Origin of the sequence: Turicibacter faecis (assembly GCF_037076425.1) — a bacterium.
Taxonomy (GTDB): domain Bacteria; phylum Bacillota_I; class Bacilli_A; order MOL361; family Turicibacteraceae; genus Turicibacter; species Turicibacter faecis.
Genome location: NZ_AP028127.1, coordinates 567520 through 583547 on the forward strand (window position 1 = coordinate 567520; position 16028 = coordinate 583547).

12 protein-coding genes are annotated in these 16028 nt (G+C 35.5%); 9 read left to right on the forward strand and 3 right to left on the reverse strand.

Annotated features, from left to right (window positions below; all coding sequences use genetic code 11):
• Positions 1-4 precede the first annotated feature (4 nt).
• The 6 genes from glgB to AACH31_RS02775 all read left to right on the forward strand — a co-directional run bounded on the left by glgB (position 5) and on the right by AACH31_RS02775 (position 10577).
• Positions 5-2020, forward strand: a complete 2016-nt coding sequence (gene glgB / locus AACH31_RS02750) for a 1,4-alpha-glucan branching protein GlgB (RefSeq protein WP_161831166.1) — start codon at positions 5-7, stop codon at positions 2018-2020.
• 45 nt (positions 2021-2065) lie between these two features.
• Positions 2066-3238, forward strand: a complete 1173-nt coding sequence (locus tag AACH31_RS02755; RefSeq protein WP_161831165.1) for a glucose-1-phosphate adenylyltransferase — start codon at positions 2066-2068, stop codon at positions 3236-3238.
• Positions 3228-5675 (forward strand): glycogen/starch synthase, encoded by a 2448-nt coding sequence (locus AACH31_RS02760; protein WP_161831164.1) that lies wholly within the window; start codon positions 3228-3230, stop codon positions 5673-5675. Before AACH31_RS02755 ends, AACH31_RS02760 begins: the two co-directional genes overlap by 11 nt.
• 316 nt (positions 5676-5991) lie before the next feature.
• Positions 5992-8421 (forward strand): glycogen/starch/alpha-glucan phosphorylase, encoded by a 2430-nt coding sequence (locus tag AACH31_RS02765; protein ID WP_161831163.1) that lies wholly within the window; start codon positions 5992-5994, stop codon positions 8419-8421.
• A gap of 379 nt (positions 8422-8800) precedes the next feature.
• Positions 8801-8992, forward strand: a complete 192-nt coding sequence (locus AACH31_RS02770; RefSeq protein WP_262951114.1) for a hypothetical protein — start codon at positions 8801-8803, stop codon at positions 8990-8992.
• A gap of 254 nt (positions 8993-9246) precedes the next feature.
• A protein-coding gene (locus AACH31_RS02775; protein ID WP_411040339.1) for an IS3 family transposase occupies positions 9247-10577 on the forward strand; the annotation gives its coding sequence in 2 pieces (ribosomal slippage) (positions 9247-9648 and positions 9651-10577; 1329 coding nt in all).
• A gap of 42 nt (positions 10578-10619) precedes the next feature.
• On the opposite strand, the gene AACH31_RS02780 is transcribed toward AACH31_RS02775, so the two are convergent.
• The 3 genes from AACH31_RS02780 to AACH31_RS02790 form a co-directional block, all read right to left on the reverse strand.
• Positions 10620-11261: a hypothetical protein gene (locus tag AACH31_RS02780; RefSeq protein WP_262950675.1), complete on the reverse strand. Its 642-nt coding sequence runs from the start codon at positions 11259-11261 to the stop codon at positions 10620-10622.
• Between the two features lie 12 nt (positions 11262-11273).
• The gene (locus AACH31_RS02785; protein ID WP_338617855.1) at positions 11274-12122 is read right to left on the reverse strand and encodes a polysaccharide deacetylase family protein; all 849 of its coding nucleotides are present in this window, start codon (positions 12120-12122) and stop codon (positions 11274-11276) included.
• Positions 12123-12300: 178 nt separating this feature from the next.
• Positions 12301-12903, reverse strand: coding sequence for a methyltransferase domain-containing protein (locus AACH31_RS02790; protein WP_161831159.1), 603 nt, complete (start codon positions 12901-12903; stop codon positions 12301-12303).
• A 150-nt stretch (positions 12904-13053) separates the two neighbouring features.
• Here AACH31_RS02790 and AACH31_RS02795 point away from each other — a divergent pair, with 150 nt between their 5' ends.
• From AACH31_RS02795 to AACH31_RS02805, 3 genes are read left to right on the forward strand one after another with little or no spacing between them, the layout of a single operon-like run.
• A complete protein-coding gene (locus AACH31_RS02795) occupies positions 13054-14952 on the forward strand; it encodes a DEAD/DEAH box helicase (protein WP_161831158.1) in 1899 nt (632 codons plus the stop codon).
• Positions 14949-15425 (forward strand): hypothetical protein, encoded by a 477-nt coding sequence (locus AACH31_RS02800; protein WP_161831156.1) that lies wholly within the window; start codon positions 14949-14951, stop codon positions 15423-15425. Before AACH31_RS02795 ends, AACH31_RS02800 begins: the two co-directional genes overlap by 4 nt.
• Before the next feature lie 5 nt (positions 15426-15430).
• Positions 15431-15988, forward strand: a complete 558-nt coding sequence (locus AACH31_RS02805; protein WP_161831154.1) for an NUDIX hydrolase — start codon at positions 15431-15433, stop codon at positions 15986-15988.
• The last annotated feature ends 40 nt before the right edge of the window (positions 15989-16028 follow it).

Below are 16028 nucleotides of genomic sequence, written 5' to 3' on the forward strand. Positions count from 1 at the left end.
TTTAATGTTTGAATTTGAATTAGCACAGGAAAATCGCAACTCATTTAAAAATGAAATTAAAAGTAGCTTAGTAAAAAAGGTGAAACCTTATTGCGAATTTACGGATATCGATCGCTACTTTTTTAGCGAGGGGACACATAAGCAACTTTATAAAAAGTTTGGGGCACATGTTGTTCGTGACGAATCAGGAATTTTAGGAACATACTTTTGTGTTTATGCGCCTCATGCTAAACACGTGGCAGTTGTTGGTGATTTTAATCATTGGAATGGAGAATTGCATGGTATGATTGGAGAGAATGGAATCTGGTCACTTTACATTCCAAAATTGCAAGAGGGTCATTTATATAAATATGAAATTACAACATCATGGGGGGAAAAAATCCTTAAAGCCGATCCTTACGCTTTTTATGCGGAAAATCGTCCAAATACGGCTTCAATGATTTATGATATTGAAGGATTTGAGTGGACAGATGAGAAGTGGGTTAACAAACGCCGACAATCTAATATTTTTGAACAACCGTTAAATATTTATGAATTACACCTAGGATCTTGGCGTCGTGGGGAAGAGCTAGTAGAGACAGAATCTTTTCATACTTATGCTGAAATCGCGGATGATTTAATTCAATATGTCTTAGATCATAGCTATACGCATATCGAATTAATGCCACTTTATGAACATCCATTTGATGGGTCTTGGGGATACCAAGCAACAGGATATTACGCAGCGAGTAGCCGTTACGGGGAACCAAAGGATCTCATGATGTTTATTAATCGATGCCACGAAGCAGGAATTGGTGTTATTATGGACTGGGTTCCAGGACATTTCTGCCGTGATGCACATGGTCTTTATAAATTTGATGGGGAAGCAGTTTACGAATATCCATTTGATGATGCGGCCGTTTCAGAATGGGGAACAGCTAACTTTGATTTAGCTAAAGGAGAAGTACGTAGTTTCTTAATTTCAAATGCTTTATTTTGGATGAAGTACTACCATGTCGATGGATTCCGTGTTGATGCCGTGGCAAATATTATTTATTGGGGTGGAAATAAGGAGCGTGGTGAAAATCACGGTGCCATTGAATTCTTAAAACGTATGAATACTGAAATCTTTGCCGAGGATGATAAAGTATTAATGATTGCTGAGGATTCAACAAGCTATCCATTAGTCACTGCACCAGTTTCTGTTGGCGGGTTAGGATTTAGTTACAAATGGAATATGGGATGGATGAACGATACATTAGACTATATTGAATTAGATAATATTTATCGTCCATATCATCATAACTACATTACTTTTGCAATGGCATACGCCTATAGTGAAAACTTTGTCTTACCATTTTCGCATGATGAAGTTGTCCATGGGAAGAAATCATTAGTTGATAAAGCTCCAGGAGATTACTGGCAAAAAATGGCCCAATATCGTTTGTTATGTACTTACCAAATGACATTACCAGGTAAGAAGTTGAACTTTATGGCCAATGAAATTGCTCAATTCCATGAGTGGAAAGATAAGGAGCAAGTGGACTGGCATTTATTAACATATCCGGCTCATGATGCGTCAAATCGATATATTAAAGATTTAAATAAAGTCTATTTAAATGATGCAGCGTTTTGGGAATTAGATCATTCATTTGAGGGATTTGAATGGATTGACGTTAATAATAATGAGCAAAGTATGTTCTCTTATATTCGCCGTGCGAAAGATTCTGAGGATTTTGTCGTAGTTGTGCTAAACTTCAAACCAGTTTCTTACCATAACTATCGTCTTGGTGTTCCAAAAGAAGGAGAATATGTAGAGGTTTTAAATAGTGATCGTAATTATTATCATGGATCAAATCAATATAATGGATTACCATTGGTTGCATCTGAGGGAATCTGTCATGGAAAACCATACTTTATTGAAATGACAATTCCACCATATGGGGCAGTTATTTTAAAGTATCGTGCTAAAAAGATGGAAGAGGTTGTTTTAGAGGAAGAAGAATTAATTGAGACAATGGAAGCAGAGATGGAAGTTTAATTGTTCGTTGTTTTGAAGGTATTTTGCTAAGGGGAGGGGAAAAGAATGGCAGTTAATAGTGTCGCTATGATATTAGCTGGGGGGAAAGGAACCCGATTAAAAGAGCTAACCATTCATCGTCCTAAGCCTGCCGTATCATTTGCAGGAAAGTATCGTCTAATAGACTTTGTCCTAAGTAATTGTACAAATTCAGGAATTGATCAGGTTGGGGTATTAACACAATATGAACCGTTAGAATTAAATAGTTATATTGGAGAGGGGAGTTCATGGGATCTTGATGTCCATGGGGCATCTGTTACATTAATGGGTCCTTATACGTCTCGTGATTATGGGTTCTTATGGCAAGGGGGAACAGCGGAGGCTGTCATATTAAATATGCCGTTTATTGAGCAATATAACCCAGATTATTTATTAGTTTTATCGGCAGATCATATTTATAAAATGGATTATCGTAAGCTGATTGACTATCATATTGAAAAGGGATCTCAATTGACAATTTCAACGATTCGTGTTCCCGAAGAAGAGACTAAAAGATTTGGAATGCTGAAGGTTAATCATGAAAATCGAGTGATAGAGTTTGAAGAAAAGCCTCAGAAAACAGAAAGTCGTTTAGCATCGATGGGGGTCTATGTTTTTAGTTGGAAGAAGTTTAAAGATGATATTATTCATAAGTATCAAAGACATCTTTATGAGGGGGTCGACTTTGCTCAAGATGTTATTCCTTACTTTATCGAGACGAACTCAGCTGTGTTTGCTTATGAGTACAAAGGGTACTGGCGCGATGTTGGAACGGTTGAAGGTTATTGGAAAGCACACATGGATTTATTGGATTCCGATAATGATTTAAATCTTCATGATTATAGTTGGCCTATTTTCTCAAAAACACCTAACCTCCCGCCACATCATATCTTAAAGGATGCGAAGGTCCGAAATGCTTGGATTAATGAGGGAAGCATGGTTTTCGGTGAAGTATATGATTCAATCATCGGTCATCGTTGCATTATTCAAGAGCGTTCCATTGTTGAAAAAAGTGTCATTTTAACAAGTGCTCAAATTGAACATGATTGCCATATTAGTTATGCTGTTATCGGGGATGACGTTGTGATTCCGGCTCATACTGAGATTCATGGCGATGAAACGAATATTGTTTTGGTGACAAATGATAATTTAGAAGAAATTCTTGAGCATCAGGGGAGGGGAGAAGATCATGAAAAATAAGGCATTGTGTGTGATTGATGGAACGAATACTTCCCAATCGCTTCAAAACTTACTAAATCAGCGTTGTGTGGCTGCCCTACCTTTTGCAGGACGTTATCGTTTAGTCGATTTCGCCCTATCGAATGCCGTCCATTCTGGGATTACAAATGTATCAATTTTTCCGGATGGGGACTATCACTCATTAAGTGACCACATCCGATCAGGAAAATTTTGGGGACTTGATCGTAAAGTCGATGGGCTATTCTTGCTTCCTCCTAAAAAAGAGGTAAGTGCCATTGCAAATACTCTCACTTTTGCTCGAATGAGGGAATATATTGAATATTTCCTTCGTTCCCGACAAAAATATGTGGTTTTATACCATGCCAATATTATTACGACCATTCCATTTGAAGAATTGGTTCAGTCACATATCGATTCCAAATCAGATGTGACTCAGGTTCATTATCGGAATAAACCGGTTAATATTTTTGTTTTATCACGTGAATATTTAATTGATTTAATTTTAAAATATGAAATTTCCCCTTATCAAACGGTTCTTGATTTAGTTGAAATGAATGACGGGATTAAAATTAATCGTTATGAGCATCGTATTTACACGCGGACCATTGATTCTATTTTGTCGTACTATCGAGCAAATCTTGATATGCTACACTATGAGTATGGGTTTCAAATTTTCTTGCTTGAGCGTCCCGTTCTTACGAAGACAAAAGATGAATCACCGACGTTTTATACGAAACAGGCCGATGTCACCAATTCAATGATTGCAAATGGGTGTCGAATTGAAGGTAAGGTTGAAAACTGTGTGCTATTTCGGGATGTAACGATTAAACGAGGGGCCATTGTTAGAAACTCGGTTATTTTACCTCGAACGGTTATTGGGGAAAATAGTATTATTGAACAGGTCATTACGGATAAGCACGTTTATATTAGTGACGGGGCTCGCCTGAGTGGTCAAGAGTATACCCCTATTGTTATTGGAAAGGGACAGCGAGTGATTGGTAATAAAGGAATTAGCGTCGCTCAAATCTCAACTGAATGTGTACCATTCTATAAAACGGGGGGACTCGCTGATGTAACGTTTGAACTCACACAGGAACTTATTAATCAGGGGTTAAATGTAGATGTTATTTTACCACTTTTTAACTCATTGTCTGATCGATACCAGGAAAATTTAAGTCATGAATTAAGATCGGTTGCTGTGATAGGGAAATTGGATGTTCCTTATGATGTTTATCGTTATACGAAAGATGGAATTAATTATTATTTCATTTCATGTGGGGAGTTAACACGTGAAAAATTATATGGTTATCGTGATGATTGTCAACGTTATGAATTATACTGTTATCTCGCTTTAGATTTTATTGAAAAAAGCGGACATAAATACGATATTATTCATTCTCATGACTGGTTAACGGGTCTAGTTCCATATTTCATGAAAAATGTATTCGCAAAAAGAAGCAATCACTTTATGTTTACAAAAACAGTGTTTACGATTCATAATATTCATTATCAAGGAATATGCGATGTATCGGATTTAGCCATTATTTCGCAATTTGATTCGATACCAAATGAAGTGATGCTATTTGAAAAAGTCAACTTTATGAAAACGGCTATTGTAACAAGTGATGAGGTGACAACCGTTTCTGAAACTTATTGTAATGAAATTTGTTATCCATATTTTGCGGAGGGGCTTGATCGCTTTATTGTCGCACGAAAAGATCATTTACATGGTATTTTAAATGGGATTAATTATAATTATAATAATCCGGCAACGGATTTGAGTATTTATAAACGATATACACCGAAGACCGTTGAAAATAAGAAAGAGAATAAATGTCAAATGCAACGTGAATTAGGACTTCCAGTGAATCCAAATGTGCCGGTCATTGGAATGGTTTCGCGTTTAGTTGAACAAAAGGGGTTTGATCTTATTTTAAAGGTCTTTGAAGAACTCATGAATGAAAATGTTCAATTCGTTTTATTAGGCGATGGGGATTACAAATATACGAGTTTCTTTAAGGCAATGGCCCAAAAGTACCCGAATAAGGTTTCTGTAAATATCGGATTTTACTCATATAATTCTCAAATGATCTATGCAGGAAGTGACCTTTTCTTAATGCCTTCACGTTTTGAACCGTGTGGGATTAGCCAAATGATAGCATTAAAATATGGAACGATCCCGGTTGTAAGGGAAACAGGGGGATTAAAGGATACTATTATTCCATATAATGAATTTATTCAACATGGAAATGGATTCGGTTTTGCTCACTATAACGCGCATGATATGTTGTTTACATTAAAGCGTGCGATTAATTTTTATCATATGCCTGAACATTGGGATAAATTAGTTCAGAGTGCCATGAGTCAAGATTTAAGTTGGAAAAATTCAACGGAAAAATATATTAATCTTTATAGAAATTTAATTAATGAAGAGTAGGAGTCGGATTAGACTCCTTTTTTTATGAGGTGATTCCATCACCTTTAATAGGGATCAGGTTTATGAAGATAAGAGCGTTATTTTTTTGATGGCACCATGATATTGAAAGAGAGAGGTATTTCTGTAATATTTTGGTTCTGGCGAAATAAACGAGATGAAATTTGCAGAAATATAGCATTTTTTAGCTTTAAAAGGAACGCGTTACATCTGAAACAGAGCTTTCATCTTTTAAATTATCTGATATAATAAGATTATGAAATGGAAAGATATGTAACATCGGAGGGGTGTTGCATACATGGAAGGGAGATTTATTCTCATGGCTAATGTATTTGCGAATAAAGACGTATTTAAGGATACGTTTCAGACGCGAGTGGAACAAATTTACGGCGTTAAATTTGAAGAAAGTACACCGCACCAAAGATATTTCACACTAGGGACACTTGTTCGTGAGTATATCTCATCAAATTGGATTGAGACAAACGAGGCGATTGTTGAGGGGAAGCATAAACAAGTCTACTATTTCTCAATGGAGTTTTTGATGGGACGTTTATTAACAAATAACATCATGAACTTGGGAATCCGTCCGGTTATTGAAGAAGCAATGAATGAGTTAGCAATTGACTTAAATGAATTAGAGCGCATTGAGGCAGATGCGGGTCTTGGTAATGGGGGATTAGGTCGTCTAGCAGCATGTTTTATGGACTCTATTGCATCTTTAGGATTACCAGGGCACGGTAATGGATTACGTTATCGTTATGGATTCTTTGAGCAAAAGATTATCGATGGTTATCAAGTAGAAATTCCAGATAAATGGTTACAACGTGGTTACGTATGGGAAGTTCGTAAGTCAAATGAATCGGTTGAAATTCCGTTCTACGGACACGTTCAAATAGAGAATGTTGATGGGAAAGAAGTCTATAAACATGTACCAGCTGAGTATGTAAGAGCTGTGCCTTATGATGTACCTGTTGTAGGGGACGTAGCGAATAATAATAAAACGGTTAATACATTACGTTTATGGTCATCGGAACCGACAGAAAATAAGTATCCTGATCATATTTCAGCTGTTGAATATGAAAAAGATGTACGTAATATTTCAGAATTCTTATATCCAGATGATTCAACAATAGAAGGAAAAATCTTACGTTTAAAACAACAATACTTCTTTGTAGCAGCCGGTGTAAGATGGGCTGTACGTCAACATAAAGAAGTTTACGGAACATTGAATAATTTCCATGAAAAAAATGTGTTACATATTAACGATACGCATCCAGCCTTAATCGTTCCAGAATTAATGCGTATTTTAATTGATGAAGAGGGGTACGGTTGGGATCAAGCTTGGGAAATTACTCAACATTCATGTGCTTACACGAACCATACAATTTTAGCGGAAGCACTTGAAAAATGGCCGGTTGATTTATTCCAACCATTATTACCACGTATTTATATGATTACGGAGGAAATTAACCGTCGTTACTGTTTAAAATTATTAGAGTTATATCCAAATCAACCAGAGAAAGTAGCTGAATTAGCTATTATTGGATATAATCAAGTGCGTATGGCTCATTTAGCAATTGTCGGGTCATTTAGCATTAATGGGGTTGCACAGTTACATACAGATATCTTAACTCATATTGAGATGAAAGATTTCTATCAAATGTATCCGGATCGTTTTAATAATAAAACAAACGGAATCACGCATCGTCGTTGGTTATTACATTGTAATCCAGAATTAACAAAGTTATTAGATAAAGAAATCGGAACAGGGTATCATACGAATACGTTTGAATTAGCGAAATTAGAGGATAAATTACATGATGAGCGAGTTCAAAAAGAAATTATGAATATGAAATATGCTCGTAAACAAGCGTTAGCAAATCGTATTGAACGTGAGCAAGGTGTGAAGTTAGATCCAAACTCGATTTTTGATATTCAAGTTAAGCGTCTTCATGCGTATAAACGCCAGTTGTTAAACGCAATGCATATTATGTATTTATACAATCGATTAAAAGAGGATGAACAATTTAGAGCGAACTTCCATCCTCAATCATTCATCTTCGGAGCAAAGGCAGCATCAGGTTACTATTTTGCTAAGAAGGTTATTAAACTTATTAACTCGATTGCTCAAAAAGTTAATAATGATCCAGAAACGTCTAACTTATTAAAAGTTGTTTTCGTAGAAAATTACAATGTCACGTATGCTGAGTTAATTATGCCAGCTGCTGATTTATCAGAACAAATTTCTACGGCATCAAAAGAGGCATCAGGAACAGGAAACATGAAGTTTATGATGAATGGGGCTATGACCATTGGAACATTAGATGGAGCGAATGTTGAAATTCATGAGCTAGTTGGAGATGAAAATAGCTTTATCTTTGGATTAAATGCGGATGAAGTTAATGATTACCAACAAAATGGTGGATATAACCCATGGAATCTTTACCATACAGATGTTCGTATTCGTCGTGTATTAGATCAATTAGTTAATGGATTCTTAACACCAGATAAAGAAGAATTCCGCGATATCTTTAATGCCGTGACACATAATGGCGATGAGTATTTTGTCTTAAAAGACTTTGATGCTTATGTGCGTGCGCAGGAGGCTGCTAATCAAGCTTATAAAAATCGCAAGAAATGGACTGAAATGTCAATGATTAATATTGCACGTTCTGGTAAATTCTCATCAGACCGTACGATTCAAGAATATGCAGACCAAATTTGGCATTTAGAAAAATTAAAATTTTAATAAAAAAAATCTCACGTTAGCGTGAGATTTTTTTTATTATTAAGACCTCAATAAGTTCTTATGTGATAAAATCGCTAGTTATTCATTGCATATATAGGGAATTTTTGGTAATTTATTGTTATAGATAAATAAGGCGGTGAAAATAGGAGGGGTTGAATGTTTTTAACGGTTGGACATAAGATTAAGTTATGCCGTAAGAGGCAACGTTTTAAAATGCGATGAAAAATTTATTTGTCAGTCTAACAGTATAGAAATTAGGATTTCTATAGCAGTGGTTGTAGAATATCCCCCTCTTGATCACAGTAGATCTATAAATATTCTGCTTTTAGTTGAGACAAATAAAGACTAACATCCTAATCATTTGATAAGGAGGGAGAAAATGTCTAATTTATTAAAGGTTATTATTTGTTTAATATTAATTTTCACGTTAATTAACTCAGTATTGCGCATTATATTAACAATAGGAATGGGTGGAATAGGAAAAATAGGATACGCATGGCCAGCTCTATTACATGTAGTTATTGTGATATATTTTTGTAAAGTTATTATTTCTTTTCGTAAAAGGGTATAGCGTTTAGCTAGGCTCTTTTATGATCCTCAATGAGTGATATAGATGAACTTGAAAGATTAACGATGAAAAAAGATTTATTAATTTACTCTAATTTGTAAGACTGACTGTAAAAGATGATAAGTTTTTTAGACGATTATCTATCGAGCACACAAAAAAAGATAAAATGTACCCTAGAGAGTAGACAAATAAAAAAAGTCTACCTTCTAGGGCCTTTTTGTTATAATATTAACTATTAGATTTTAGGAGGATTTTAAATGAGCAAGAAGTTATTTACACCACAAGAGATTGAACAACTCAAACAAAACGAATATGTTAAGTCAGTATCTGAAAAAGGGATTACTTATACGAAAGAATTTAAGGAGAACTTTATTATGATGAGCGAGAAAGGAAAGTTTCCGCGAGAGATATTCGAATACTATGGATTTAATGTTACGGTGCTTGGCATGCAGCGTGTGAATTCTGCAGCTAAACGTTGGAAACAAGCCTTTAAAACCCAGGGCCCATTAGGATTGGATGATAGTCGTACTAAGAATTCTGGAAGGTCCCTAAAACGAGAGTTAACGCTAGAAGAACAATTATTACGCACGCAGGCTGAATTAGAAGTTTTAAAGATTGAGAACGAATTATTAAAAAAGTTGAGACTCATGAGAAAAATGCTCGAATAGTCTCTAAAGAAGTAAAGTTTCAAATGATTCATCAAGTAGTGAATCAGACATCAACTAAATTTAAATCTTTAATTTCTCATTTATGCGATAGTCTTGGTGTTTCAAGATCAGGTTATTATCGTTATTTTTCGTTATGTGCTGAAGAAGCTCGTTTAAAGCGATTAAAGGAGGAACAACATCGTTTAGAAGTTATTCAAAAGGCCATTTGTTTTAAGGGACGAAAAAACAAGGGAATTCGCCAAGTAGCGATGGTTCTTAAAGGGGAATTCAACATTATCTTTAACCTAAAATCTATTCATCGAATCATGAAAAAGTATGGACTATTGAGTCAAGTTCGTCGAAGCAATCCCTATCGTAAACTCGCTAAAGCGACACAAGCACATCGTGTCTGTCCAAATCTTGTTAATCGTCAATTTAGGCCATTAGAACCTTATAAAGTTCTATTAACCGATATCACTTATTTAAAATATGGAAAGGGTCAGACTGCCTATCTCTCGACCATCTTAGATAGTGCAACAAATGAAGTTTTAGCTTTTCAATTAAGTGAGCATTTAAAGATAGATTTTGTTCTCCAAACACTGAACCAACTTCAAGAAAATCCGACTGTCCAATTAACGAAGGAAACGATTATTCACTCCGATCAGGGCGTGCATTATACGAGTCCGCAATTTTCGAATCAATTAAAGGAATTAGGAATTCAACAATCAATGTCTAGGAAGGGGAATTGTTGGGATAACGCTCCACAAGAATCATTTTTTGGGCATCTAAAAGATGAAGCAGATATAACCAATCAACTGACATTTGATGATTTACTCATTGAAATTGAAGAATATATAGATTATCATAACAACTTTAGATATCAATGGAATTTAAAAAAGCTGACTCCTGTAGGATACAGAAATCAGCTTCAAGTTGCTTAGGTTTTTTTCTTTGTCCTTGACAAAGGGTACAGATTAAACAAATTATGCGGTTTTTAATACTTCGTATAACTTTTCTTTTAGCTGATAGTAATGATTTGTTGCCTCAACATAATCATTATAACTGTCTTTCACCTGATTAAATGATGTTGTTACACTATTAAAGTATTGAATCGCTGTACTTGGTTTATCTTGATCAAAATTTTCCTTTAAACCTTTTAAGTTTTTGTTGAGTGCGCTAAGTTGTTGATTAAAGGTTTTTAATGTATCTAGACGTTTTTTTTCAGCATCAATGGCCTCCGTCGCTACTTTCTTTTGGTCTTCTGTTAAAGCGGAAGTTGTTTTTTCAAGTTTAGATGTGACATCGGTTTTAATAAATTCAGCTAATTGGACCTCTAATTTTTTTGTTTCGTCGTATGCCTGATTGAAGGTTTCAAATGCTTGATCGGTTTCTGTTCCTTCAGTATAAGTTTCACCTAAGGTAATTAAAGCTTGGACAGCCTCATATAATTGGCTTACATTTTTTTCAATCGTTAAATCACTGACCGTTGTTTCATTTTCAATCTTTTTATCTATTTCGCTAAGCGTTGAATAGGTTTTTGTTTTAGGTGTTTGGTATGAAAAGGCGATAGTGAGGCCAATTCCTGTAATCACGATAGCCAATATAATTGATATTACTTTTTTCATGAAAAGGTCCTCCTAAATATCTTCGCTATTAAAGAAATTTCTACTAAAATGTTGTTCTGGGTTATAAGGTAGGAATTCATATCCTAGGTTTTGATAATACTCAATGACACGTGGCAATGCCTCAAGTGTTGAATTTTTCTCATGGAATAAAACGACTAGATTGGTAGCGGCTGATTTTAATTGCATATCTGCTTCAATTTTTTCTAAAATTTGATTTGCATCGCTATATTTCCAGTCTAAAGAATCAACGTCCCAATCCCAACATTTGAACCCAGCTTCATTTAAAGCTTTGATGTGTTCTGGTGTAAAGGTTCCTCCACCTGTTCCATAAGGGGCGCGGCAAAGTTCACTTTTAAATCCACCTGTCATTTCTTCAATCAAATTTTGTTCCTCTTTCAATTCAGCAACAAAGTTTGCAGGTCCGTTATCACCATATAGGTGGTTGTAGTTGTGAGACAGGGTATGCATTCCGATATAATGCCCGTCATCTTTCATTCGTTGCAATACTGCTTGTGCTTGATTATTATTAGTGAGGGAAGTTCCGAGGACAAAAAATGTTCCTTTTACTTGATATTGATCTAGAATGTCCATGACTTTGGGAGCATTCGCAGAGGGTCCGTCATCGAATGTAAGGTATACAAATTTTACTTCTTGATTACGCCAGCGTTTAAGCGGTGCTGATGAATCAAAGGCTAACTGTTCCAGTTTAGGTTTTTCAAAGGATAATTTTTTTTCCTGATTTGATGCATTTAAAAAAAATCCCCCGGCAATGATTAAAACACTAATAATTGTAAGAGATAAATAAAACAGTGGTGACGGTTTTTTCTTCGTCGAATAGTAATCTTGGTTGTAATAGGCCATAAGTCATCTCCCTTTCTCTGATTTTAATTGTTCCCTCACGGTTTAATGGAGGGGATATCCTATGTATAGTATATCCTAAATTACAGAATAAAACAAAATACTTTTTTTTTGGATGAAAAAATTAGAATTGGTCTTTAATTATGTCACAATTTGCGATATTATTAGGTATTATTTTAAGCTAGATTCCAAGACCATAAATTAAAAAACGCTCCCTATGATCCTTATGGTAGTTTGGAAGTGTGATTTCTTTTTTTAAATGGAAAGGAGTTCGCTGATCAAGAAAATATTGATAGTCATCAGAGGGATAGTAAAGAATGAGTTCAACTTCACGGTAACACTCCTCGAGAGAGATTAAAATTTTTTCAATAATTTTTCTAAATATTTGAATTGAAAATGGATTAAAGAAGTAAAACTTATTTTCATTTGAACGAATGGGGTAGGTTTCACCGAGTCCACAATAAAAGGTGATATCATTTTGTGCAAAGGGATGCTTTTTAAAATAGTTTTTTTTGTTAAGAAGGGCTACTTCATAAAATTGTTCATTCATTTCTATCCCGGTGACGGGGATTTGAAAGAAATGATGAATATAAAAGTTGAGACGCCCTTTTCCGCAACCATAATCAACCACATGGTCGTTTTGATTTAAGGTATAGTTTTCAAATAGAAAGTTTAGAACCTCATAAGGTGTCGGTTCGTATCGATGGTATAGATGTGAGGTATGATATTTATCTGTCCCTTGTGTTTCAATATTTAATAAATGTTCATAGTCTTTTTCAGTCACGAGTGATACCCCCATTTGAATTTAATAATTTAATTGTAGGGGCATCCGGTTGAAGTTGCAACCGAGATCTTTTATTTTATAAAAATAAGTGGTGGTTTTTATCAAAAAATATAAAATGAGGCTATTATCTAAGGAAAGGGGAGTGAAAAGATGCGTGAGGCGGGAGAGATTCGCGTAAAAAAGATGTCGGCTCACAGACATCCTTATGAGCATCAGTCGGAGGCTTTAGAGGTTTTGGGGGAGATGGATAAGCATTCGAGTTTTAAATCTGTACTCGTTATCCCAACGGGGGGTGGAAAAACATTAACGGCATGTTGGTGGTTATTAAAGGGGGCGCTTAACAATAATAAAAAGGTATTATGGTTGGCGCATCGACAAATGTTATTAGAGCAAGCTGCAAAAACATTTGAAGACAATGCTTTTTCTGATGTGATGACCCAACGATCAGGATTTACCTATCGAATAATTTCGGGGGCACATCAATCGATGCAGGAGGTTCAGCCAGGTGATGATTTGCTCATTGTGAGTAAAGATAGTTTATGTAAACGGTTAAAATTTTTGAATAAATGGTTAAAAAAGGAAACGGAGATTTACGTCATTATTGATGAGGCGCATCATGCGAGTGCTCCGACGTATGAAAAGATTTTACAACATATTCAAAATCGAGTGGCATCCGTTAAATTATTAGGATTAACGGCTACTCCTTTTCGAACGGATACGCGTTATTTGAGTGATGTTTTTCCGGATGATATCGCCTATAAGGTTGATTTAATTGATTTAATAAAACGTGGGATTTTATCAATGCCGTATTTTGAGGAATGCCAAACAGAATTAGTTTTAACTTTGACGGATCAGGAGAAAAAGCAACTCATGGTAGACGATTTTCCCATTGAAATTGCGGAAAAGATGGCTAATCATAAGTTAAGAAACGCAGCGATTGTTAGGCAGTATGATAAAGAAAAATATGGTCCTACTATTGTTTTTGCTATTAACCGACTTCATGCCCTTGTTCTAAAATCGTTATTTGAAAAGGCAAAGATTCGTTGTGGTGTAATCATTTCCCGGGAAACGGATGATATTTTGGAAATGAAGCAATTGGTGATGGAGAATGAATCTATTATATTAGATTATCAGTTAGGAAAAATTGATGTTTTAATAAATGTTAATATTTTGACGGAGGGAATAGATTTGCCGATGACTCGTTCGGTCTTTTTAACCCGCCCGACCACATCTGCTGCTTTAATGACGCAAATGATTGGCCGAGCATTACGAGGTGTGAAGGCGGGGGGAACGCATCAAGCCTATATTGTTAGTTTTATTGATGATTGGCAGGACCAGGTGAAGTGGGTTAATGCTAAGACCTTACTACAGGATCGAGAGGAAATAGTTGAAGAAATGGGCGATGAAAAAGAAGAAACTCAGAAAATGTATGAGAAAATTTCTTTTGCCAAATTGGAGGAGTATATCCATTTGCTAGACTCTAGTATTGATACAAAGGCACTTGAATCAATCCCCTTTATTAAGCGTGTTCCTTTGGGAATGTATGCATTTACTCTAGTGGATCGGGGAATTGAGCGAAGTCATCAAATTTTAGTTTACGATAGTACAAAGCGACGTTACGATCATTTAATTGCCCAATTACCGACGTTTTTTGACTATCATCACGTTCATGAAGAGATTACCTCTATTCAACTCTTAAATAAATTAACAGAGATTTGTGCACGTCGTTGCTTTTTAGGAGAAATGATTCCATCCTATGATGAACGTGACATTCAAGCGTTGTTACGTTATTTCAGTCGCTATCGAGAGGCGCCTCCATTTATTCCACTTGATGAGATGGAAAGGAAGAGTCTTGACTTGTCACAGGTTGCCTGCCAAATTATTGAGAAGAATATGACGAGAGCACAGCAACGGGCCTACATTGATTCACTTTGGAATGACCCAGAGCAACTATTCTCTATTTACTTTCACAAAAAACTGTTCTTTGTCCAACAATTGAATATTGAATTAAGAAGATGTTTAAAAGAGGAGGAAAATAAACAGAGATGAATCCTTATGATATTGCTGCTTTTTTGTCAGATGTTGAGTTACCCTATGTAAAAGAACGCCATCTGATTAAGCAAATTCACCACGATTTGGCGGTGAAGACATCGTTGGCGACATTTGAAATAGCCATCGATCATTGTTTAATAAGGCTAGATTCACAATTAGAGCGGGAACTTCAACAGTTAAGATCACACGGCGAATGTTTAATGGGGGGAGTAAATCCTATTCAAGATATGGCGCATTATTTAAAGGTGATTAAATTAAAACTCCTGTATACCGAAGCGGAGTATGTCAAACTAAAATTACGCACCCTTTTAAAACTTGTGGGTTATAAAAGAAGAGGGGAAAAGGTTATGAGCGAGTTTGATGAGTTACTGGATGAACTTAATCTGTTAGTGTTTGTCAAAGGAGAACTTGTCATTAAGAGGGTTGAAATAGGACTCGATGATTTTATGACAATTCGATTAAGGAGTTGATTTGAATGTTAAAGGAAAAAATTGAAGGATACGTGCCTCAAAATAAACAGGAGATGCAAGATAAAAAGGTAATGCTCGATTACTTGAATTTATTTGGGTCTCAATTACTGACACGAGAAAATGAATTTGCCCATTTTACAAGTTCAGGGTTTGTGTTGAATGAGGCGAGAGATAAAGTATTGATGGTCTATCATCATATTTATAATAGTTGGGCATGGACTGGAGGGCACGCAGATGGGCAAGCGGATTTATTGGCCGTTGCCTTAAAAGAAGCGAGAGAGGAGACGGGGGTTAAACACTTGACTCCGTTAACTGATGACATCATGTCAATTGAAATTTTACCGGTTATTGGGCACATGAAACGTGGAGAATATGTAAGTGCTCATCAGCATTTAAATGTTTCATATGTTTTAATTGCTAGTGAAACAGATGAGTTACGAATTAAAGAAGATGAAAATAGTCAGGTAGGATGGATTCCTGTTGATGAGATCAAACATTATGTGAGAGAAGAACATATGCTTCCCATTTATGAAAAGTTAATTCGACGTGTAAGCAAGGTTTAAGGCAGACTATGAAATGAAAAGGGTTTAATTGTTTCTGAAA

Coding starts and splice junctions, on each gene's coding strand:
- AACH31_RS02800 (WP_161831156.1), top strand. CDS start 14,949: ATGAATCCTTATGATATTGCTGCTTTTTTGTCAGATGTTGAGTTACCC.
- AACH31_RS02765 (WP_161831163.1), top strand. CDS start 5,992: ATGGCTAATGTATTTGCGAATAAAGACGTATTTAAGGATACGTTTCAG.
- AACH31_RS02755 (WP_161831165.1), top strand. CDS start 2,066: ATGGCAGTTAATAGTGTCGCTATGATATTAGCTGGGGGGAAAGGAACC.
- AACH31_RS02760 (WP_161831164.1), top strand. CDS start 3,228: ATGAAAAATAAGGCATTGTGTGTGATTGATGGAACGAATACTTCCCAA.
- glgB (WP_161831166.1), top strand. CDS start 5: ATGTTTGAATTTGAATTAGCACAGGAAAATCGCAACTCATTTAAAAAT.
- AACH31_RS02780 (WP_262950675.1), bottom strand. CDS start 11,261: ATGAAAAAAGTAATATCAATTATATTGGCTATCGTGATTACAGGAATT.
- AACH31_RS02770 (WP_262951114.1), top strand. CDS start 8,801: ATGTCTAATTTATTAAAGGTTATTATTTGTTTAATATTAATTTTCACG.
- AACH31_RS02795 (WP_161831158.1), top strand. CDS start 13,054: ATGCGTGAGGCGGGAGAGATTCGCGTAAAAAAGATGTCGGCTCACAGA.
- AACH31_RS02805 (WP_161831154.1), top strand. CDS start 15,431: ATGTTAAAGGAAAAAATTGAAGGATACGTGCCTCAAAATAAACAGGAG.
- AACH31_RS02785 (WP_338617855.1), bottom strand. CDS start 12,122: ATGGCCTATTACAACCAAGATTACTATTCGACGAAGAAAAAACCGTCA.